The sequence below is a fragment of the Hydrogenophaga sp. ANAO-22 genome (assembly GCF_042466645.1).
Classification (GTDB): domain Bacteria; phylum Pseudomonadota; class Gammaproteobacteria; order Burkholderiales; family Burkholderiaceae_C; genus Hydrogenophaga.
The window spans coordinates 2,454,959-2,473,623 of record NZ_CP159956.1 but is presented as its reverse complement, the minus strand read 5'-3'; the positions used below and the strand labels follow the sequence as shown (position 1 = coordinate 2,473,623).

General features: G+C 70.0%; 18 protein-coding genes. 5 read left to right on the top strand and 13 right to left on the bottom strand.

The window, feature by feature from the left end; translation table 11 throughout:
- The first annotated feature begins 1 nt into the window (after position 1).
- Positions 2-1,075 carry a phospholipase A gene (locus tag ABSY19_RS11810; protein ID WP_382162917.1) on the top strand — a complete coding sequence of 358 codons (1,074 nt, stop codon included), beginning with the start codon at positions 2-4 and terminating at the stop codon, positions 1,073-1,075.
- 8 nt (positions 1,076-1,083) lie between these two features.
- Here ABSY19_RS11810 and ABSY19_RS11805 read toward each other — a convergent pair whose 3' ends face one another.
- From ABSY19_RS11805 to ABSY19_RS11785, 5 genes are read right to left on the bottom strand one after another with little or no spacing between them, the layout of a single operon-like run.
- Positions 1,084-2,289, bottom strand: a complete 1,206-nt coding sequence (locus ABSY19_RS11805) for a cation:proton antiporter (RefSeq protein WP_382162915.1) — start codon at positions 2,287-2,289, stop codon at positions 1,084-1,086.
- A gap of 13 nt (positions 2,290-2,302) precedes the next feature.
- Entirely contained in the window at positions 2,303-3,061 is a 759-nt protein-coding gene (locus ABSY19_RS11800; protein ID WP_382162913.1) for a glycosyltransferase family 2 protein, read from the bottom strand.
- 3 nt (positions 3,062-3,064) lie between these two features.
- On the bottom strand, positions 3,065-3,862 hold the full coding sequence (locus tag ABSY19_RS11795; protein ID WP_382162911.1) for a lysophospholipid acyltransferase family protein: 798 nt from the start codon (positions 3,860-3,862) through the stop codon (positions 3,065-3,067).
- Positions 3,859-4,869 carry a hypothetical protein gene (locus ABSY19_RS11790; RefSeq protein ID WP_382162909.1) on the bottom strand — a complete coding sequence of 337 codons (1,011 nt, stop codon included), beginning with the start codon at positions 4,867-4,869 and terminating at the stop codon, positions 3,859-3,861. The genes ABSY19_RS11795 and ABSY19_RS11790 overlap by 4 nt, the downstream gene beginning before the upstream one ends.
- On the bottom strand, positions 4,866-6,203 hold the full coding sequence (locus ABSY19_RS11785) for an NAD(P)/FAD-dependent oxidoreductase (protein WP_382162907.1): 1,338 nt from the start codon (positions 6,201-6,203) through the stop codon (positions 4,866-4,868). Before ABSY19_RS11785 ends, ABSY19_RS11790 begins: the two co-directional genes overlap by 4 nt.
- 156 nt (positions 6,204-6,359) lie before the next feature.
- Between ABSY19_RS11785 and ABSY19_RS11780 the strand changes: the two genes are divergently transcribed.
- Positions 6,360-6,803 carry a hypothetical protein gene (locus tag ABSY19_RS11780; protein WP_382162904.1) on the top strand — a complete coding sequence of 148 codons (444 nt, stop codon included), beginning with the start codon at positions 6,360-6,362 and terminating at the stop codon, positions 6,801-6,803.
- Positions 6,804-6,994: 191 nt separating this feature from the next.
- The gene (locus tag ABSY19_RS11775) at positions 6,995-8,476 is read left to right on the top strand and encodes a rhodanese-like domain-containing protein (protein ID WP_382162900.1); all 1,482 of its coding nucleotides are present in this window, start codon (positions 6,995-6,997) and stop codon (positions 8,474-8,476) included.
- Positions 8,477-8,486: 10 nt separating this feature from the next.
- On the opposite strand, the gene ABSY19_RS11770 is transcribed toward ABSY19_RS11775, so the two are convergent.
- From ABSY19_RS11770 to ABSY19_RS11750, 5 genes are all read right to left on the bottom strand, one after another.
- On the bottom strand, positions 8,487-9,314 hold the full coding sequence (locus tag ABSY19_RS11770; RefSeq protein ID WP_382162898.1) for an ABC transporter permease: 828 nt from the start codon (positions 9,312-9,314) through the stop codon (positions 8,487-8,489).
- 4 nt (positions 9,315-9,318) lie between these two features.
- Positions 9,319-10,134: an ABC transporter ATP-binding protein gene (locus ABSY19_RS11765; RefSeq protein ID WP_382162895.1), complete on the bottom strand. Its 816-nt coding sequence runs from the start codon at positions 10,132-10,134 to the stop codon at positions 9,319-9,321.
- Position 10,135: 1 nt separating this feature from the next.
- Positions 10,136-11,161, bottom strand: a complete 1,026-nt coding sequence (locus ABSY19_RS11760) for an ABC transporter substrate-binding protein (protein WP_382162893.1) — start codon at positions 11,159-11,161, stop codon at positions 10,136-10,138.
- A gap of 106 nt (positions 11,162-11,267) precedes the next feature.
- Positions 11,268-12,032, bottom strand: coding sequence for a class II glutamine amidotransferase (locus tag ABSY19_RS11755; RefSeq protein ID WP_291117293.1), 765 nt, complete (start codon positions 12,030-12,032; stop codon positions 11,268-11,270).
- A 5-nt stretch (positions 12,033-12,037) separates the two neighbouring features.
- Positions 12,038-13,543 carry an MFS transporter gene (locus ABSY19_RS11750; RefSeq protein WP_382162890.1) on the bottom strand — a complete coding sequence of 502 codons (1,506 nt, stop codon included), beginning with the start codon at positions 13,541-13,543 and terminating at the stop codon, positions 12,038-12,040.
- A gap of 138 nt (positions 13,544-13,681) precedes the next feature.
- On the opposite strand from ABSY19_RS11750, the gene ABSY19_RS11745 reads away from it, so the two are divergent.
- Complete coding sequence (locus ABSY19_RS11745; protein ID WP_382162887.1) at positions 13,682-14,791, top strand: AI-2E family transporter; 1,110 nt, start codon at positions 13,682-13,684, stop codon at positions 14,789-14,791.
- Here the strand turns inward: ABSY19_RS11745 and ABSY19_RS11740 are convergent.
- A complete protein-coding gene (locus tag ABSY19_RS11740; protein WP_382162885.1) occupies positions 14,788-15,021 on the bottom strand; it encodes a cysteine-rich CWC family protein in 234 nt (77 codons plus the stop codon). The genes ABSY19_RS11745 and ABSY19_RS11740 overlap by 4 nt on opposite strands.
- Before the next feature lie 60 nt (positions 15,022-15,081).
- On the opposite strand from ABSY19_RS11740, the gene ABSY19_RS11735 reads away from it, so the two are divergent.
- On the top strand, positions 15,082-15,897 hold the full coding sequence (locus ABSY19_RS11735; protein WP_382162883.1) for a crotonase/enoyl-CoA hydratase family protein: 816 nt from the start codon (positions 15,082-15,084) through the stop codon (positions 15,895-15,897).
- On the opposite strand, the gene ABSY19_RS11730 is transcribed toward ABSY19_RS11735, so the two are convergent.
- Together ABSY19_RS11730 and ABSY19_RS11725 are read right to left on the bottom strand one after the other, a co-directional pair.
- Entirely contained in the window at positions 15,884-16,951 is a 1,068-nt protein-coding gene (locus ABSY19_RS11730) for an acyltransferase family protein (RefSeq protein WP_382162881.1), read from the bottom strand. The genes ABSY19_RS11735 and ABSY19_RS11730 overlap by 14 nt on opposite strands.
- A 35-nt stretch (positions 16,952-16,986) precedes the next feature.
- Positions 16,987-18,573, bottom strand: a complete 1,587-nt coding sequence (locus tag ABSY19_RS11725; protein WP_382162878.1) for a gamma-glutamyltransferase family protein — start codon at positions 18,571-18,573, stop codon at positions 16,987-16,989.
- Positions 18,574-18,665 lie beyond the last annotated feature (92 nt).

The window sequence follows — 18,665 nt, the reverse complement described above, 5'->3', positions numbered from 1 at the left end:
TGTGCGGCCTCGCCGCGGGCCTGCCCGCACAGGCGCAGACCGAGACGCCCCCACGCTGGAGGCCTGCGCCGCCATCGGCGCCGCGGCCGACCGCCTGACCTGTTACGACAAGCTCGCCGGTCGCGCGCCAGCGCCTGCCGCCCCGGTGGCGCAGCAACCGTTCGGGGGCGAAGCGGCCACGGCGGACCCAGCCCCCTCGCTGCTGTCGCAGTCGGGCGGGCAGCTGCCCCCGGCGGCCGCTCCGGCCTCTTCCAGCAGCCTTCTGGCCAAGTTCTGGGAACTGGACCCGGCCGACAAGCGCGGTGTGTTCAATTTCGTCGGCTACCACCCGAACTACGTGCTGCCCGTGCACGTCACCTCCCGCATCAACCGCTCGCCCCAGTCGCCGACGCAGGCGGCCGTGACCGCGCCCGACGATCGCCGGGAAGAGGCGAAATTCCAGCTGTCGCTGCGCACCAAGTTCCTGCAGGATGTCGGTTTCCCCGGGGGCGACCTGTGGGGAGCCTTCACCCTGCAGACGATGTGGCAGGTCTACAACCACGCCGACTCGCGGCCCTTTCGCAACACCGACTACCAGCCCGAGCTGATCTACGTGGTGCCCACCGCGCCGCAGTTCCGCGCCTTGCCGCTGGGCTGGCAATGGCGCTTCACCCAGCTGGGCCTGGCGCACCAGTCGAACGGGCAGTCCGATCCCTTGTCGCGCAGCTGGAACCGGGTGTACCTCGGTGCCGGCTTCGAGCGCGGCAACTGGACCTTCACGACGAAACTCAACAAGCGCCTGCGGGAGCGCGAAGAGACCGACAACAACCCCGATCTCATCGATTACCGGGGCAAGGCGGAGTTCAACCTCGGGTGGGCGAGCGGGGTGCACACCGCGTCGCTGTTGCACCGCAGTACGCTGCGCGGTGGCAACCGCGGGAGCACGTCGCTCGAATGGACCTACCCCGTGGTGCGCGACCAACCCAATGGGCTGCGCTGGTACGTGCAGCTGTTCAGTGGTTATGGCGAAACGCTGTCGGACTACAACTTCCGCCAGACCAGCCTGGGCGCGGGCGTGAGCTTCCTGCAGTTCTGAGCCTGCCGTCAGGGATGGCGCAGCGCGCTGGCGCCCCGCGCAGCGCCGCGCAGCTTGGGCTCCACGATGGGCACCGTGAGCATGGTGCTGGCCACCGCCATCAGCAGCAGCGCGGTGAAGGTCTCGCTGGTGATCACCTGCTTGTCCAGCAGGATGTTGGCGAAGATGATCATGATCAGCGCCTTGGTCTGCAGCAGCCAGCCGATCAGGGAGGCCTCGCCCGGCGGCCACTTCAGCACGCGGCCGGCCAGGTGCACACCGATCAGCTTGCCGCTGACCGAGGCCAGCAGCAGCAGGGCCGCCATGCCGAACACCGCCGCACCGCCCACGTCCCAGTTGGTGCGCAGGCCGGTGGAGAGGAAGAACACCGGCATGATCGCCAGCAGCACGTGGTGGCGCAGCTGGTCCAGCTTGTCCTGGTCGAACCAGTCGGCGTCCATCACCACACCGGCCAGGAAGGCGCCCACCATGTAGTGCAGGCCCGACCAGTCGGCGCCGAAGGCGCAGACCGCGAGCCAGATCAGCGCGACGGCCCAGCGGTCGGCTTCGGCCAGGCGGCGCATCAGGTGTCGGAAGGCCCAGCTCAGCACGATGAAGGCGAGGATGAAGGCGCCCTGTTTGCCCACGCGCTGCCAGTCCATCAGGATCAGCGCGAGTACGCCCCAGATCGCGATGTCGTCCACGCTCGCGTAGCGCAGGATGCGCTGGCCCAGCGGCTGGCGCAGCAGCTGCAGCTTCTCCATCAGCAGGATCAGGATGGGCAGCGCGGTGACCGCGCAGGCCATGCCCACGCCGAGCACGAACTGCCAGGGCCGCGCGGACGCGCCCATCCAGCCCGGCATGCCCAGCATCACCAGCGCGGCCGCGCTGCCCAGCAGCAGCGGCGCGCCCAGGGCCAGACCGGCGGTGATGCCGCTCTCGCGCCGGTGTTTCCAGGCCTGGCGCAGGTCGAGTTCGATGCCCGCGATCATCACGAACAGCATCACGGCCCACCACGCGATGCCGTTGAGCGACTGGATCACCGCCGGGTTGAAGACGAAGGCGTGGTACTCGGGGAAGGCCTTGCCCAGCACGCCGGGGCCGAGCAGGATGCCGGTGACGATCTGCACCACCACCAGCGGCGCCCAGTAGTCGGTGCGCCCCAGCCGCCAGATCAGCCACGGCACGGTGAAGATGATCGCCATGGCGATCAGGAAGATCTCGGTGGTGTTCATGGCGGGGTGGTTGTCAGCCGGTCAGGCGCCGCCAGAGCAGCAGGGGCAGGCGCAGCACGAAGCCGGTGAACAGGCGCGTGTGCATGCCGCTGAGCAGCAGGTTGTCGCGCAGGTAGTTGAAATGCGAGACGCCACCCTCTTCGGGCGTGAAGTAGCGCACCGGGGCATCGATGTTGATCGGCCGCACGCCGGCCCAGCTCAGGCGCACCACGGCCTCGGGGTCGAAGTCGAAGCGGCGCATGAAGCGCGTGCCGTGCATCACGCGCATCAGCGGCGCGATCGGGTAGACGCGAAACCCGTAGAGCGAATCGCCGATGCCGAAGCCCAGCGTTTCCAGGTTGGCCCAGCCGTTCGAGAGCTTGCGGCCCAGCACGCGCACCAGGGGCGCTTCGGGACCGAACACCGGCTTGCCCAGCACCATGGCCTCGGGCTCGGCCTGCGAGGCGGCCATGAAGTCGGAGATCAGGGTTTCGGGGTGCTGGCCGTCGGAGTCCATGGTCAGCGCGTGCGTGAAGCCCTGCTGCGCCGCGACCGTGATGCCGTGCAGCACGGCCGAGCCCTTGCCCTGGTTCTCGGGCAGCACCAGCACGCGCAGGCCGGGGTCGCTGGCGGCCTCTTCGGTCAGCCAGTCGGCCGAGCCGTCGGTGCTGCCATCGACCACCACCCACACGGGCGTCCATTGCGCGCGCGCGGCGCGCACCGTGGCCAATACCTTGCGGCCCGGGTTGTAGCTGGGAATGAGGACCAGGTGCGTGGTGCTGGAAACGGGCATGGATCAGGCGGCGGCGGACGACGCCATCGGTGGGGAAGAGGGGTCGAGCATGGCACGGAAATAGTCTTCCAGCTCCTGCGTGAAGGCGCCCGGGTTGCGTGGCGCCTCGAAACGCCGGCCCAGGCGGATGCGGCAGGTCAGCGGCAGCAGGGGGCGGCGCCAGATCGGCCAGCCCTTGCCGAGGTAGGGGCTGGAAAACTCCACGATCAGCGTCTGCACCGGCACCTCGGCGCGGGCGGCGATCAGCGCGGTGGAGCGCGAGAGCGGGTTGATCGGGTTCGCCGGGTAGCCGCGCGTGCGCGTGCCCTCGGGGAAGATCAGCACCTGCGCGCCCTGCTGCAGCTCGCGGCGGCAGTTCAGCACGGCGGTGAGCAGGTTGTCGTTGCGCACGTAGCGCGCCAGGCGCGCGCCCGCGCCGAGCAGCGGGTTGTCCATCAGGTCGGCCTTCATGAAGCAGACCGCGTTGGGCAGGCGCGAGGTGATCAGCACGGCGTCGAGCAGCGAGGGGTGGTTGGCCGCGATGACCATGGGCCCCTGGTCGCGCAGCGCATCGATCTCGGACAGGTCGAAGCGGCAGGCGCACAGCAGGCGCAGGATGCCGACGTACAGGCGAAAGCCGCGCATGATGGCCTGGCGGCCGAGCCAGCGGCCCAGCGGCCGGGGCAACAGCGGGTACAGGGCCAGCGCCGGTGGCGTCCAGCTCAGGCACACCAGCGCCAGCGCGCTCAGGCCCACCACCATCGCGAGGTGCTCGTACACGCTCCACAGCAGCGAGGTCGGGCGGGTCGCCGCCGTGCTCATGGCGACCCCAGCGGGTGGATGGCCTGGCTCTCGATTTCCACCAGCAGGTCGGCGCGGCAGATGTCGGCCTGCACGCACACCAGCGAAGCGCCGCGCAGCAGCGGCTGCAGCGTGCGCTGCACGGTGTCCACGTCGGCGGCGTGGCGCACGTAGGCGCGGTGGCTCAGGCCGTTGAACGAAAACGGCCGGCCCGAGCGCGCCACGCGGTTGGCCTCCTGCACCAGGCACTCGATGTTGCGCGCGGTCTCCTCGCACTGCGCGGCCACATCGCCGGGATGCACCGTGGCGTGCCCCACGATGCTGGCCGTGCCCGAGACGAACAGCGCCTCGCGCCCGCGCGGGTAGGCCAGCGCGGCGCGCGAAAAGGTGGGGGCGCGCGGCCCGTACTGCGAGGGGTAGCGCCAGGCACTCACCTGGCGCGGGTTCTCCAGCGGCACCACCGGCGAGCGGCCGGCCAGGAAGGCCACCGAGAGCGGGCCACCGGCCACGCCGATGGCGCAGGCCGCGGGCACCTGGCCGCCGGTCTCGCGCTGCGCGTGCACGAAGGCTTCGTAGCGGCCCAGGTTGAACTGGCGGTAACGCTCCAGCCCGTGCGACTCGCCGTTGATGTCGGCCATGTAGTTCCAGACCCGCCACAGGTGCGGCGTGCCCTGCGCGCGCAGCAGGCGGAACAGGCGCTCGTAGAGCACTCGGCTCGCCGCCTGCAGCGGCGAGCCGCCCCCGGCCGTGGGGGCCTGTTCGGCCTCATCCAACTCGATTACGCCATAGAGCAGTTCGGCGTTGCGGCACCAGTGGATGCCCTCGTCGCGGCCTTGGCGCAGTGGGCCGTCCACGCGCCAGTGCTCGTGCACCGCTGGCGCGCCCGCGGGCAGCACGGGCGCGCGCAGGGGCTGGTGCGGCCAGGCCATCGGGCCCAGGTCCTTCGGTTCCCCGATCGACATGCCGCCCAGCACCTCGCCGTTGGCGGGCGCGGCGGACGCCCGGCTGATGGTGTGTTGCAAGCTCACGGCGTGCGGGCCAGGGCGGTTTCGTCCGCGGGCCGGATGTTGAAGCGGCGCTTGCGCCAGGCGTTGAACGCGCGGCGCGGCTGGGTGAGGTTGGCCAGCAGGTACAGGGTCTTGAAGGCCAGCATCGACCGCCCGATCGGCGCGCCGCCATACACGTCGCCCGCCAGCGTGGACAGCAGGGCTTCTTTCACGCGGAAGATGTTGCGTGGGCCCATGAAGAAGTCGCGCATGATGGGGTTGGTCACGCGGTAGATGAACCACGAGAACGCCTTGGGTCCGTGGCGGCTGTGGCGGTCGAAACGCCTGAGCGCCGCGCGCGCCTGCGCGGGCTGGCGCAGGCAGGTGTCGATCGTCTGCGCGCCCAGCTCGCCGCCGTTCATGGCCAGCCACACGCCCGAGGAGAACACCGGGTCGATGAAGGTGTAGGCGTCGCCCAGCATCAGGTAGTTGTCGCCGTGGTTGCGCTGCGCGGCGTAGGAAAAATTGCCGGTGGCCTCCACCGGCGCCACCCGGTGCGCGTCCTTCAGGCGCTCGGCCAGGCCCGCGCAGGTGGCCACGTTGTCCATCAGGAACTGCTCCACGCTGCGGCCGGCGCGCGTCTTCATGTGGTACGGCCAGGTCACCATGCCCACGCTGGTGACGCCGCCCGTGAGCGGGATGAACCAGAACCAGCCGTGGTCGAACCAGAAGATGGTGATGTTGCCCTCGGCCTCGCCGGTGTTGCGGCGCGCGTTCGCGAAGTGGCCGTAGACCGCCGCGCTGTTGTGGTTCGGGTTGCGTTCCTTGATCTTGAAACGGGATGCAAGAAATGTGTCGCGCCCCGAGGCGTCCACCAGGAATTTCGCGTTCCACACGCTGGTGCGGCCGTCGTCGTGCTCGGCGTGCACGCGCACCGTGCGGTCGGGCAGGAACTCCACCGAGCGCGCCTTGCAGCCTTCGTGCACCTCCACGCCTTTTCGGGCCGCGTTGCGGAACAGGATCTCGTCGAACTCGGCGCGCTTGACCTGGTAGGCGTAAGGCATGGACTTGTCCCAGGCGTCGGCGAACTCGAAGGTCTGGGTGTGCGCGTGGTGCGGCGAGACGAACTCGGCGCCCGGCTTGTGCTGCCCGATGGCGCGCACCTCGTCGGCCACACCCAGGCGCTCCAGCAGAGGCAGGTTGGCCGGCAGCAGGGATTCGCCGATGTGAAAGCGCGGGTGGTGCGCCTTCTCGAGCATCACGACGCGGTGGCCCTTGCTGGCCAGCAGGGGAGAGACGGTGGACCCGGCGGGCCCGCCACCGATCACGAGCACGTCACAGGTCTGGTGGTCGGCGCCTGGATGGTCTGGGTTCATGGCCGGGATGCTCGGGCAGTGGACAGTCCAAAATTGTACGGTGTCAAACGAAGGTGGTAGCGCCCGAAGCGGCTTTGGTTACAAGCGCGGGGCGCTGAACTTTTCGGAGATGAGATTCACCCAGTCGAGGCCCTTCAGCTTTCTGGCAACGACCCCATGAACACCAGCTTCCCCTCGTCCAGTGTTTCCATTCCACCCGGTGGGACGTCCCTGCACGGGGTCACGGATTTGATGAAAGACACGCAATTCAGAGAATTCACGAAAGAGATGGTGAAGAACTACGAGGACGCCCAGGAAGAGCAGAAGGTCCGGGAGGTGCCGGCAGAAGATGCCTTCGCTCAGGAAGTTGTCCGAAGCGCCAGCGCCCACCAGGCCCCCGTTCGCCTGAACCTCCTTGACCGCGGCGAGAAGAAGGACCAGGACGACCTCAACGGCAGCCAGCAGAAATTCATCTCTCGCCAGGGCGTGCCCTTGGTGCAGGTGCATGCCGAGCCACAGCTGTCCCCGCCGCCAAGGGTGCTTCGACCGGGCCTTCTTTCGCGCCTGAGCACGGGTTGTCTGAACTTCGTCCAGCGCTGCTTCGGGCGCCCGGCCGGCTGACCCGTCGCCCCTTCCCGATGCGGCCCACGGCCGCTTCGAGCGCCCGCCACAAGCCGCACAGCGTGGCATTTCTCGCACTTCATCGGAATGGATGGGCAGCGGGGCAATGAGCTTGTTACAAAATGCCGCATCGCCCTTGCCCGTGCGCGACGCCCATGGCGCGACAGGGCCATCGACCCGATCGGAGCACCATGCAACTGCACATTTCCCTGGCCGCCGTTCTTGTTGCCGCGCTGTTCAGCGCTGGGCCTGCCGCCGCCCAATCGCGCGGCGATCGGCTGACCACGGCCGAGCAGCAGTGCCAGCCCGGGCGCGAGGCGCGCGCCGCGGTCGCCAAGGGCACACCGGTTCCCGAAGGCGCCATGCCGCTGCAGGTGCCCGGCGCCATCACCATCTCACCGCGCGAGGCCCACTGCATGATCGAGCAGATGGGGCTCGGGCTGGCCGTGGTCGCGGCCATGCGGACGCAGGACAAGCTCCCGGGCACCCTGGTCGAAATGCCCCAGGTGGCCGGTGATTCGGACGAGATCCGCCAGGCGTACGCCAAAGCCTTTCAGCGGTTCACCGGGGGCGAGAAGGACACGCCCATGCTTTTCTACTGCCACCATGACCGCTGCCAGCTGTCGGTGTTCGCCGTGCAGCGGGCCGTGGACGCCGGCTACCGCAAGCTCTACTGGCTGCGCGCGGGCAACAGCGGGTGGGTGAATGCCGGGTTGCCGCTCGAGCGCGATCTGGCGGCCAAGGCCGCGGCCGAAAAGGCCCAGGAGGCCATGCGGTATGCCCAGGTGGGCTTGCGCACCTGCGGCATCGAAGTCACCGATCAGGAGTTCGTGGCGATCGCGCTGAAGTCGCCCACGGACGTGCAACTGACCGCCAACCTGCGTTCTGAGGTTCAGCAGGACAGGAACCTGCGCACGGAATGCCTCAAGGGCGTGCGCGAGCATGTGGCGAAACTCGACGCGCAAAGCCCCGCGCTGGCCGAGATCGACACCTTGGTGGCCCGCACGCCGGAGGAGGTCGACCGGGCCTACAAGGCCGCCCGCGCCCGCGTCGAGGCCTCGCCTTCGACCCACCTCAAGGCGCCGTTGGACCAGATGTTCCTGCCTGCCTTGAAGATGGCCCTGGACGAGGCGCGCGCGTCGAAATCGGCGCGCCAGGTGTGCGGGACCTTCGACCGCGCCATGCCCTCGAACCAGGCCCAATGGAACGCCGCCAAGACGGGACTCGATGAATACCGGACCTGTCTGGATCGCCTGGAGAGCCGGGCCGAGAACGCGTTCACGGAGGCGGCCATGGGACACACCAGCGGCAGCGACTTCAATGCCGACGAGGCCGTCGCCCTGGTGACCGGGTCGGCGCGTTACCGCTGCTCCGTGCACGCCGCGTCGGGCTGCCTGCCGGATGCCAGCTGGGACCGCGTGGCTGCGGTTGCCACGCCCGCGAGCATCGCCGCGTTCGAAAAAGCCCGCAGCGACCGGCGCAATCAGTCCCGCGACATCGGCACCCTGCGCGCCGAGGCCAACGACTGGGTGGATCGCTTCAATGCCCACCTCGAGCAGCAGGAGGCGTCGCGTGCCCGCTCCAGCAGCGCCGGTGGCTACAACCCGGCACCATCGAACAGCGCCCCGCCGGTGCGCCGCTCGTACAGCACCTCGGCCCCCGGGATGAAATAGACCCCGGGCCTCAGAGCTTCTCGGTCTCGCCGCTGCGCGGCTGCCATTTCATGAGCCGCTTCTCGATCCGGCCCACGGCCGCGTCGAGCGCCAGCGCGAACAGCGTGAGCACGACGATGCCGGCCATCACGGTGTTGATGTCGAAGCTGCCCTCGGCCTGCAGGATCAGGTAGCCCACGCCCTGGCTCGACCCCAGGTACTCGCCCACCACCGCGCCCACGAAGGCCAGGCCCACCGAGGTGTGCAGCGAGCTGAACACCCAGCTCGTGGCGCTGGGCAGGTACACGTGGCGCAGCAGCTGCTTCTGGCTCGCGCCCAGCATGCGCGCATTGGCCAGAATGACCGGGCTGACTTCCTTCACGCCCTGGTAGACGTTGAAGAACACGATGAAGAACACCAGCGTCACACCCAGCGCCACCTTGCTCGCGATGCCCAGCCCGAACCACACCGCGAAGATGGGCGCGAGGATGATGCGCGGCATGGAGTTCATGGCCTTGATGTAGGGCTCCAGAATGGCCGAGGCCATGGGCGAGAGCGCCAGCCACAGGCCGCCGGCCAGGCCGCCGACCGCGCCGATGGCAAAGGCCAGCACGGTTTCGGTGAGTGTCACACCCAGGTGCTGGTAGATGTCGGCGTCGCGCACGAACCAGGTCCAGATGCGCTCGGCCACGCGCAGCGGTTCGCCGAAGAAGAACGCGGCCTGACGGTCGTTCTCGAACATGAAGGGCGGCACCAGCCCGGGCGTGGTCATCAGGTACCAGAACACGATGAGCGCGACCAGCAGCGCCAGCTGCCACAGGCGCAGCGTGGACGGCTGCGGTTTGATGTGCTTCCACATGGGGTCAGGCCACCTTGAGTTGTTGCTGGTAGCCCTTGAGCACTTCCTCGCGCATCACGGCCCAGATGGCGGCGTGCAGTTCGACGAAGCGGGCGCTGGTCTTGATCTCGGCCACATCGCGCGGGCGCGGGATGTCGATGGCGAACTCGCCGATCGGGTGGCTGGCCGGGCCGGCGCTGAGCACCACCACGCGGTCGCTCATGGCAATCGCTTCGTCCAGGTCGTGCGTGATGAAGAGCACCGCCTTCTTCTTCGCGGCCCAGAGCTCGAGCACCTCGTTCTCCATCAGCTGGCGGGTCTGGATGTCGAGCGCGGAGAAGGGTTCGTCCATCAGGATGATGTCGGGGTCGAGCACCAGGGTCTGCGCCAGGCTGGCGCGCTTGCGCATGCCGCCGCTCATCTGGTGCGGGTAGCGGTCGCCGAAACCGCCCAGGCCCACGCGGCGCAGCCAGTCCTCGGCCTGGGCGCGCGCCTCGACCTCGGCCACGCCACGGAACGACAGGCCCGCCATCACATTGCCCAAGGCGGTGCGCCAGGGCATCAGGCTTTCGGTCTGGAACATGTAGCCGGCGCGCGTGTTGATGCCCTGCAGCGCTTGCCCGAACACCCGCACGCTGCCGGTGCTGGGCGCGAGCAGGCCGGCCGCGACGTTGAGCAGCGTGCTCTTGCCGCAGCCGGTGGGGCCCACCACGCTCACGAACTCGCCCGCGCCCACGGTCAGGGTGACGTTCTGCACCGCCGTGTAGCGCTGGCCGGGGTCGTCCTTGCTGATGAAGGTGCAGGACACGCCCTGCAGGTCGATCGCGGCTGGACTCGTCACATCAACCCTTCGGGTATTTCGCGTTGGCCTTCTGCACGAAGCTGTTGGTGTAGACGGCGTTCAGGTCGAGCTTGGCCTTGGCCAGTTCGGCGTCCACGCTGGCCAGCGCGCGAAAGGCGGTGTCCGCGCCCTTGGCCGGGAAGCTGCCGTCGGGCGAGAGCGCGCCCTTGGCGGCCATGAAGGCGTCGATGTAGACCGCGCGGTCGCCCAGCAGGTAACTCTCGGGCACGGCCTTGATGATGTCGCCCGGGCCGGCGGCCTGGATCCACTTGTCGGCGCGCACGATGGCGTTGGTGAGCGCCTGTGCGGTGTTGGGGTTCTTGTCCAGGAAGGGCTGGGGCGCGTAGAGGCAGGCCGCCGGCATGGGGCCGCCGAACACCTTGGCCGACTCGGCGACGATGCGCGTGTCGGAGATGATCTTCAGGTCGCCCGAGCGCTGCAGCAGGGTGATGACCGGGTCGAGGTTGCTGATGGCGTCGATCTGGCCCGCGCGCATCGCGGCCACCGCGCCGTTGCCCGCGCCCACGCCGACGATGCTCACGTCGCTGGGCTTGAGGCCGGCCTTGGCGAGCACGAAGTTGACCATCACGTTGGTCGAGCTGCCCGGCGCGGTCACGCCGATCTTCTTGCCCTTGAGGTCGGTGATGGCCTGGTAGCCGCCCATGGTCTTGGGGTTGACGCCGAGCACGATCTGCGGCGCCAGGCCCTGCAGCGCGAAGGCGCGCATGGGCTGGCCCTTGAACTGCATGTTGACCGTGTGCTCGAAGGCGCCGGAGACCACGTCGGCGCTGCCACCCACCACCGCGGCCAGCGCGCGCGAGCCGCCCGCGAAGTCGACGATGGTCACGTCCAGCCCCTCGGCCTTGAAGTAGCCCAGCTGTTCGGCGATGGTCAGCGGCAGGTAGTACAGCAGGTTCTTGCCGCCCACGGCGATCGTGACCTTGGGTTTCTCCAGGCCCTGCGCGAATCCGAACGGGGGCAGGACCGCGGCGGCCAGGCCACCGGCCATCAGGTGTCGTCTTTGCATGGGTGTCTCCTTGGTTGCGAGCGCCGCCAGGGCTGGGCGAAATGCCCCTGGGGGTATGTTGGAAACACCATGGTAGCCCGGGGCCGGGCCCCGCGCATCCGGGAAATCACGGCAGGGGCAGGCCGTCCACGAACACCTTGAGCTCGTTGGGCTCGAAGGCGGTCCATTGTTCGTTGCTGGTCAGTGGCGTGGTCACGACCACGGCGGCGCGGTCGCCGGGGTGGTTGAGTTCGGCGAAGTTCACCGTCCAGTCCTGGTCCATCAGCGTGGCCTGGGCGAACGGGTGCTGGCGCACCAGCCAGTGCAGCTTGGTGCTGCAGTGGGCCCACAGGGCCTCGCCGTTGGAGAGCAGGAAGTTGAAGGTGCCGAACTGGCGCACCTGCGGCACCAGCTCGCGCAGCGTGAGGGTGAGTTCGCGCACGTCGGGCAGGCCGGCGTGCGACTTGGCGAGTTCCTGCATCAGCCAGCAGAAGGCGCGCTCGCTGTCGGTGGTGCCCACCGGGCGGAAGTGGCTGTGCAGCGTGGGCGCGTAGTCCTTGAGGTCGCCGTTGTGCGCGAACACCCATTGGCGGCCCCAGAGCTCGCGCACGAAGGGGTGGGCGTTTTCCAGCGCCACGGCGCCGATGGTGGCCTTGCGCACGTGGGCGATGATGTTGCGGCTCTTGAGCGGGTACTGCTGCAGGAAGGCGGCCATCGGCGAGTCGGACGCGCTCTGGTGGTCCACGAACAGCCGCAGGCCCTTGCCTTCGAAGAAGGCGATGCCCCAGCCATCGGCGTGATGGTCGGTCTTGCCGCCGCGCTGGCAGAAACCGGTGAAGCTGAAGGCCGCGTCGGTCGGCGTGGCGCAGTTGAGTCCGAGCAGTTGGCACATGGTGTTTATTGTGACGCCTGGGGCTTGGACGTCGCCTTCAGTCTCAGCGCAGCGGTCAGCGCCAGCGCGCAGATGGCGGCCAGCATGAGAAAGGTCTCCTCGAAGGCCGTCACGCGCGCCGGTGTGGCGACGCCGCCGGTGGCGAGTTGCGCGCCATGCGCGGCCAGGCGCCATTCGAGCACGATGCCGCACAGGCTCACGCCGGCCGAGCCGCCGAGCATGCGCAGGAAGCTGATCACGCTGGCGCCCTGTGCGATGTCCGCGCGGTCCAGGTCGCGCATGGCGCCGATGTTGAGCGAGGGCAGGATGAAGCCCAGGCCGATGCGGCCCACGATGGCCCAGGTCACCAGCAGCGGGATGATCTGCGCCGGCCGGCCGGGGTCGATGGTGACCATGAGGGCGAACGACGCGCTCAGCAGCAGCAGGCCGATGCTCACCAGCCGGCGCGTGGGCTGCCGGTCGGCCAGGCGCCCGACCCCCGCGATGACCACCGCCAGCACCAGCCCGGCCGGCAGCAGGATGGTGCCGACGTGGGAGGCCGAGAGGCCCAGGCCGCTCTGCATGTAGACCGGCAGCAGGTAGGTGGAACCGAACAGGGCGATGCCATAGATGAAGGCCACGATGCTGCCCATGGTGAACAGCCGGTTCTTGAATAGCGAGAGGTTCATGAGCGGGTCCACGCCCTGGTCCGGGTGCTGCCGCCGGTTCTGCAGTGTGCGGCGCTCCAGCGCCACGAAGGCCACCAGGGCCAGCACGGCACCCCCCAGCAGCGCACCGGCCGCGGTGGCGGTGCCGCCGTGCAGTTCGACCAGCCCGTTGAGCAGGCACAGGGTGCCCGCGGCGGCCAGCAGCAGGCCGCGCCAGTCCAGTCCGCTGCCCTGTGGATTGGCGCTGGTGCCGCCCGGCGACGAGGTGGGCACGAAGCGGTGGGCCAGCCAGAACGAGGCCAGGCAGAACGGCACCACCATGAAGAAGATCGACCGCCAGCCGAAGCCGTCCACCAGCAGTCCGCCGATGCTGGGTCCCACGGCGGGTGCCAGCACCACGCCCATGCCGAAGATGCCGCTGGCCCGGCCCTGCTCGTTGGGCGCGAAGGCGCGCAGGATGATGATGGCCGGGATGGTCTGCACCACGCCCGCGGCCAGGCCCTCGGCCACGCGCGCAGCCAGCACCAGGGGGTAGGTACTGGCGAAGCCGCCGGCCAGGCCGCCGGCCATCAGGAGCCACATGCAGCCGACGTAGGTGCGGCGGTAGCCGTAGCGCGCCAGCATCCAGGGGGTGGTGAGCATGGAGACCGTCATCGCCACCATGAAGCCCGAGGTCACCCATTGCGCGCGCTCCTGGCCCAGTGCGAAGTGGTGGCTCATGTCGGGGATGGCCACGTTGATGATGGTGGACGACATGATGGCCGCCATGGTGCCGACCATCACCGAAAGCAGCAGCAGCCAGCGGTAACGCTCGCCGTACCGTTCGCGCAAAGCGGGCAGGGAATGGTCGGGCGGTGGGCTCATGGGGTGGGTGCCGTGGTGACGGTCAAGCTTAGCGCCTTTGCGGGCCGGGCCGCGAACGGGCGCGTGTCATCGGGCACCGTAGGGGGTCGGGTATATTGCCCCAGGTCTTTTTGTCTCTCTCCGCGCCCTTCTCCCTCCATGCCACCTGTCCCGAACGCTTCACTGATCATTCGCGGCCTGCTGCTGCTGATCGTGGCGGCCGGTGTCTACTTCTTCCGTGGTTTCCTGGTGCCGGTGCTGGCCGCGCTCATCATCGGCTTCGCCAGCTGGCCGCTGTACCGCCGGGGCGTGCGCGCCTGCGGCGGGCGCACCGCGCTGGCGGCCAGCCTGGCCCTGGTGGTGGTGGTCGTGGTGCTGGTGGTGCCGCTGAGCCTGGCCCTGCACTACGCGCTGAAGGAGGCGGGTGGGCTGGTGGCCTGGCTGCTGGACGTGAACCGCTACGGCGCCCCGCCGCCGCAGTGGATCGAAGCCCTGCCCTGGGTGGGCGAGACGCTGGCCACCTACTGGCGCGAGCACCTGGGCGAGCCGCACGCGCTGGGCGACTGGATCCAGCTGCTCAGCGGCCAGCACATCGGCAACATCTACCGCATGGTGCTCAGCGCCACGGGCGATGCCGTCAACCTCGCGCTGACGGTGCTGTTCATGCTGATCACGCTGTTCTTCGTCTACAAGGACGGCGCGCGCATCGCCGGCCAGCTCGACACCATCGGCGAGCGCATCCTGCCGCTGCAGTGGCAGCGTTTCTCGCGCGTGGTGCCGGCCACCGTGAGCGCCACCGTGACCGGCCTGGGCCTGATCGCCATCGGCGAGGGCGTGGTGCTGGGCGTGGCGTACTGGGTGGCGGGTGTGCCCTCGCCGGTGCTGCTGGGCGTGGCCACCGGTTTCATGGCGCTGATCCCCGGCGGCGCACCGCTGTCGTTCAGCCTGGTCTCGCTCTACCTCGTGGGCTCGGGCCACCTGTGGGCCGGCGTGGGCCTGTTCGCCTGGGGCTCGATCGAGCTCTTCATCGTGGACAAGACCCTGCGCCCGCGCCTGGTGGGCGGGCCGGTGAAGCTGCCCTTCCTGCCGACCTTCTTCGGCCTGGTGGGCGGCGTGAAGACCATGGGCCTCGTCGGCCTGTTCGTGGGCCCGGTGCTGATGGCGCTGCTGGTGGCGATCTGGCGCGAGTGGCTGCACAGCCTGAGCGCGGCGCCCGCGCCGCCGCTGGTGCCGCCGCCCGAGGCGGACCAACCGCCGCGCGAGCCCTAGCCGGCCGCTTCGCGCGCCGCGCGCAGGGCCTGGGCCGCGCAGGCCGTGCAGATGCAGGCCTGGCCGCGCGCGGCCTCGGGGATGCGCTTGAACAGATCCGGGCTGAAGGTCGCGTCCACGCACCAGCAGGGCGGCTGGGGTTCACCGGTCTCGCGCTGGATTTCCATCGCGCAGCGGTTGTCGGCGCCGCAGAGCGGGCAGCGGCCGGGGTCGATCGTGGGGGCGGGCATGGCGCAGTGTATGACGCCTCAGCGACAAGCGCAGCGCCCCGCCTCACTACCATGGGTCGCATGAACGACGACGCACTCACACCCCCTTCCGAAGGCCGCATCCGCACCGAGGTGCAAGGCCCCGTGCTGCTGATCGCGATCGACCGCGCGACCAAGCGCAACGGCTTCACGCCAGCCATGCTGCAGGCCCTCGCCGAGGCCTACACCCGGCTCGACGACGACCCCGCGCTGCGCGTGGGCGTGCTGCACGCCGAGGGCGACCACTTCACCGCCGGGCTGGACCTGCCCAGCTTCGCGCCGTTGATGCAGCGCGGCGAACGCGCCATCGCCGAGGGCCTGGTGGACCCGCTCAACCTGGGCCGCCCCGGCCTGCGTCGGCGCACCAAGCCGATGGTGGTGGCGGTCAAAGGCATCACCTACACGCTGGGCATCGAGCTCATGCTGGCGGCCGACATCGTGGTCGCGGCCGACGACTGCCGCTTCTCTCAGCTGGAGGTGCAGCGCGGCATCATGGCCACGGGCGGCGCCACGCTGCGCATGGCCGAGCGCGCGGGCCTGGGCAACGCCTTGCTGCACCTGCTGACCGCCGACGTGTTCGACAGCGCCGAGGCGCTGCGGCTGCACTTCGTGCAGCGCGTGGTGCCCGCCGGCAGAGAGCTCGACGAGGCCCTGCGCATCGCGCAGGCGATCGCCCAGCAGGCGCCGCTCGCGGTGGTGGCCACGCGGCTCAACGCGCTCAAGGCGGTGGAGGAAGGGCCGATGGCGGCGGCCGACGAATTCGAGGCCACGCAGCGGCGCCTGGCGAACAGCGAGGACGCGCGCGAAGGCGTGTTGTCCTTCCAGGCCAAGCGCGCCGCGCGCTTCACCGGGCGCTGAGCGGCGCCGTCCCGGGCAGGGCCGGCTCGCGCCGGCGCCCGATGCGGCCCAGCGGTTGTTCCACTGCGTGGTGGAACAGCGCCCCCGCCACGTTGCACGCGAGCCAGGCCAGCAGCACACCGATCGTCTGCACCTCGGCGTCGGCGCTGCCGTAGCGCGTGAACAGCGCGTTGACCACCAGCGCGATGGGGAAGTTGAGCAAGAACACCGCGTAGGAGATGCGGCTCAGGTAGGCCACCACGCGGCTGCGCGGCCAGGTGAACAGCCAGCCCTGGCGCTGCGAACAGACCAGCGCCAGGCACACCGCGAGCGCCAGCGCGATGCGCTCGCGGAAGTCGATCGCCAGCGCCAGCAGCGTCATCGCCACCAGGGCGCCGAGCAGCCAGCGGCCGCTGCGCCAGGCCTCGTCGCTGTGGGTGGCCCACCAGGTCAGCGCGCCCAGGCCGTAGGCGCCGAAGAAGTACAGCGCCCAGCTGTCCCAGTCGCTCTCGCGGTTGAAGTGCAGCAACGAGGCCGCCACCACCACCACCACCAGGGCCTGCGCCCAGGCGCCGGCCGCGTGCTGGCGGCGCGCCAGCCAGAGCAGGCCCAGCAGCAGGGCGTAGAGCTGGAAGTCGATCGCCACGTACCAGACGCCGGCCGAGAGCGAGTCCACGTCCAGCAGGGTGTGCAGCAGCAGCGCGTGCGAAATGAACTGCCACAGCCCGGGCGGCGCAGAAAGCGAGTCGTGCGCCATCCACAGGCGGGCCAGTTCGGTGCACAGCATGGCGACCAGCAGCGAGGCGATGTAGGGCAGGGCGGTGCGCACGTAGCGCTGGCCGACCTGGCCCAGCGGCGAGGCGGCGCGCAGCACGCCGTCGGGCGCGAGGCTGCGCGCCGCGAGGAAACCCGCGACCACCAGGAAGACCTGCACCGCCATGCGCGCGTCCTGGCTGAACCAGGTCACGAGCTCGGGCGCGAGCCGGTGCGTCCAGTCCGACATGGGGCCGTAGAAGGCGAGGTGGTGCAGCACGATCAGCTGCGAGCCCACGGCCTTGAGCAGGTCGATGAACATCAGGCGCTCACCCGCGCCGGGGCTTGCAGCGGCCCTCACAGCGCCGCCACGCCGCCGTCGCTGCGCGGGTCGGCCGCGCCCTCGATCACCCCGTCGGGGTGGCGCACCAGCGCGCCCGCGTGGCCCATGGTGTCGCTGAAGGCCTCGGGCAGTTCCTCGATCACGTGGCCGGCGTCGCGCAGGGCCTGCACCAGGGCCGGGTCGAAGCGGCGCTCCAGCTTGAGCGTGGTGCTCTTGTCGCCCCAGGTGCGGCCCAGCAACCAGCGCGGCGCGCTCACGGCCTGCTGCAGCGGCTGGCCAAAGCGCGCGTAGCGCGTGAACACCGCGGCCTGCGTCTGCGGCTGGCCTTCGCCGCCCATGGTGCCGTAGGGCATCACGCGGCCGTCGTCGAACAGCGCCAGCGAGGGGTTGAGCGTGTGAAAGGGCTGGCGGCCCGGCTCGAGGTGGTTGAGCGCCTGCGGGTCGAGCGAGAAGCTGGTGCCGCGGTTCTGCCAGCAGATGCCGGTGTCCTGCAGCACGGTGCCCGAACCGAATTCCCAGTACACGCTCTGGATGAAGCTGACCGAGCGGCCCTGGGCGTCGATCGCGCCCATCCAGATGGTGTCGCCCGGCGCGGCCGGGTCGGGCCAGGGCAAGGCCTGGCGCGGGTCGATCTGCGCGGCCAGGGTGTCCAGCGAGGCGGCCTCCAGCAGGCTTTGCGGGTCGGTCGGCACGCGCCCCGGGTCGGTCACCACGCGGTCGCGCACGCGGAAAGCGCGCTTGGTGGCCTCCACCAGGCCGTGCAGGTGCTCGAAGCCCTCGCCTTCGCTCACGCCCAGGCGGTCGAACAGGCCGAGGATCATCAGCGCCGACAGGCCCTGCGTGGGCGGCGGCAGGTTGTAGACCGTGCTGTCCTTCAGGCGCACCGCGAGCGGCTGGACCCGCTTGGCGCGGTAGGCCGCGAGGTCTGTGGTGCGCAGCGGGCTGCCCAGGCGCTCCAGCTCGGCACCGATGCGCCGGCCCAGCTCGCCGCGGTAGAAGTCGTCCAGGCCGCGTTCGGCCAGCGTGGCCAGGGTCTGGCCCAGCGCGGGTTGCCGCAGCAGGTGGCCGGGCTCGGGCGGCTGGCCTTCCACGAGGTAGGTGGCGGCGAAGCCCGGTGCGTCCTTCAGGCCGTCGAGCTTCTGCCGGGTCAGGGCAGACTGGCTGGTGCTCACCACCACGCCGTCGCGCGCGTGGCGGATCGCGTCGGCCAGCAGGCGCGCCAGCGGCAGGGCCTGGCCCCAGGGCGCGGCCAGGTTCAGCGCTTCGGCCCAGCCGCCGAGGGTGCCGGCCACGGTGAGCGCGGCGGTGGGGCCGCGCGCGGGGATCTCCTGCGCACCGGCATAGAAGTCGCGCGTGGCCAGCGCGGCGGCCGGTCCGCTGGCGTCGATCGCCACCACCGGCTGCCCGGGTTCGTGGATCAGCCAGAAACCGTCGCCACCGATGGCGTTCATGTGGGGGTAGACCACGGCGATGGCCGCGGCGGCGGCCACCATGGCCTCGACCGCGTTGCCGCCGTCGCGCAGCACATCGCGCCCGGCCTGTGCCGCCAGGTGGTGGGGTGCGACCACCATGCCGCCCAGGGCCTTGTGGGTATGGATCATCGGAAAGCGTCTCCTGCGCGTCGGGAAATGAACATGGGGCAACCCGCTATTGTCGCGGCGCCGCGAAGGGCCAAATCCGGGCCGTTGACGCG

Coding starts and splice junctions, on each gene's coding strand:
- ABSY19_RS11805 (WP_382162915.1), bottom strand. CDS start 2,289: ATGAACACCACCGAGATCTTCCTGATCGCCATGGCGATCATCTTCACC.
- ABSY19_RS11800 (WP_382162913.1), bottom strand. CDS start 3,061: ATGCCCGTTTCCAGCACCACGCACCTGGTCCTCATTCCCAGCTACAAC.
- ABSY19_RS11795 (WP_382162911.1), bottom strand. CDS start 3,862: ATGAGCACGGCGGCGACCCGCCCGACCTCGCTGCTGTGGAGCGTGTAC.
- ABSY19_RS11785 (WP_382162907.1), bottom strand. CDS start 6,203: ATGAACCCAGACCATCCAGGCGCCGACCACCAGACCTGTGACGTGCTC.
- ABSY19_RS11780 (WP_382162904.1), top strand. CDS start 6,360: ATGAACACCAGCTTCCCCTCGTCCAGTGTTTCCATTCCACCCGGTGGG.
- ABSY19_RS11775 (WP_382162900.1), top strand. CDS start 6,995: ATGCAACTGCACATTTCCCTGGCCGCCGTTCTTGTTGCCGCGCTGTTC.
- ABSY19_RS11770 (WP_382162898.1), bottom strand. CDS start 9,314: ATGTGGAAGCACATCAAACCGCAGCCGTCCACGCTGCGCCTGTGGCAG.
- ABSY19_RS11760 (WP_382162893.1), bottom strand. CDS start 11,161: ATGCAAAGACGACACCTGATGGCCGGTGGCCTGGCCGCCGCGGTCCTG.
- ABSY19_RS11755 (WP_291117293.1), bottom strand. CDS start 12,032: ATGTGCCAACTGCTCGGACTCAACTGCGCCACGCCGACCGACGCGGCC.
- ABSY19_RS11750 (WP_382162890.1), bottom strand. CDS start 13,543: ATGAGCCCACCGCCCGACCATTCCCTGCCCGCTTTGCGCGAACGGTAC.
- ABSY19_RS11745 (WP_382162887.1), top strand. CDS start 13,682: ATGCCACCTGTCCCGAACGCTTCACTGATCATTCGCGGCCTGCTGCTG.
- ABSY19_RS11740 (WP_382162885.1), bottom strand. CDS start 15,021: ATGCCCGCCCCCACGATCGACCCCGGCCGCTGCCCGCTCTGCGGCGCC.
- ABSY19_RS11735 (WP_382162883.1), top strand. CDS start 15,082: ATGAACGACGACGCACTCACACCCCCTTCCGAAGGCCGCATCCGCACC.
- ABSY19_RS11730 (WP_382162881.1), bottom strand. CDS start 16,951: ATGTTCATCGACCTGCTCAAGGCCGTGGGCTCGCAGCTGATCGTGCTG.
- ABSY19_RS11725 (WP_382162878.1), bottom strand. CDS start 18,573: ATGATCCATACCCACAAGGCCCTGGGCGGCATGGTGGTCGCACCCCAC.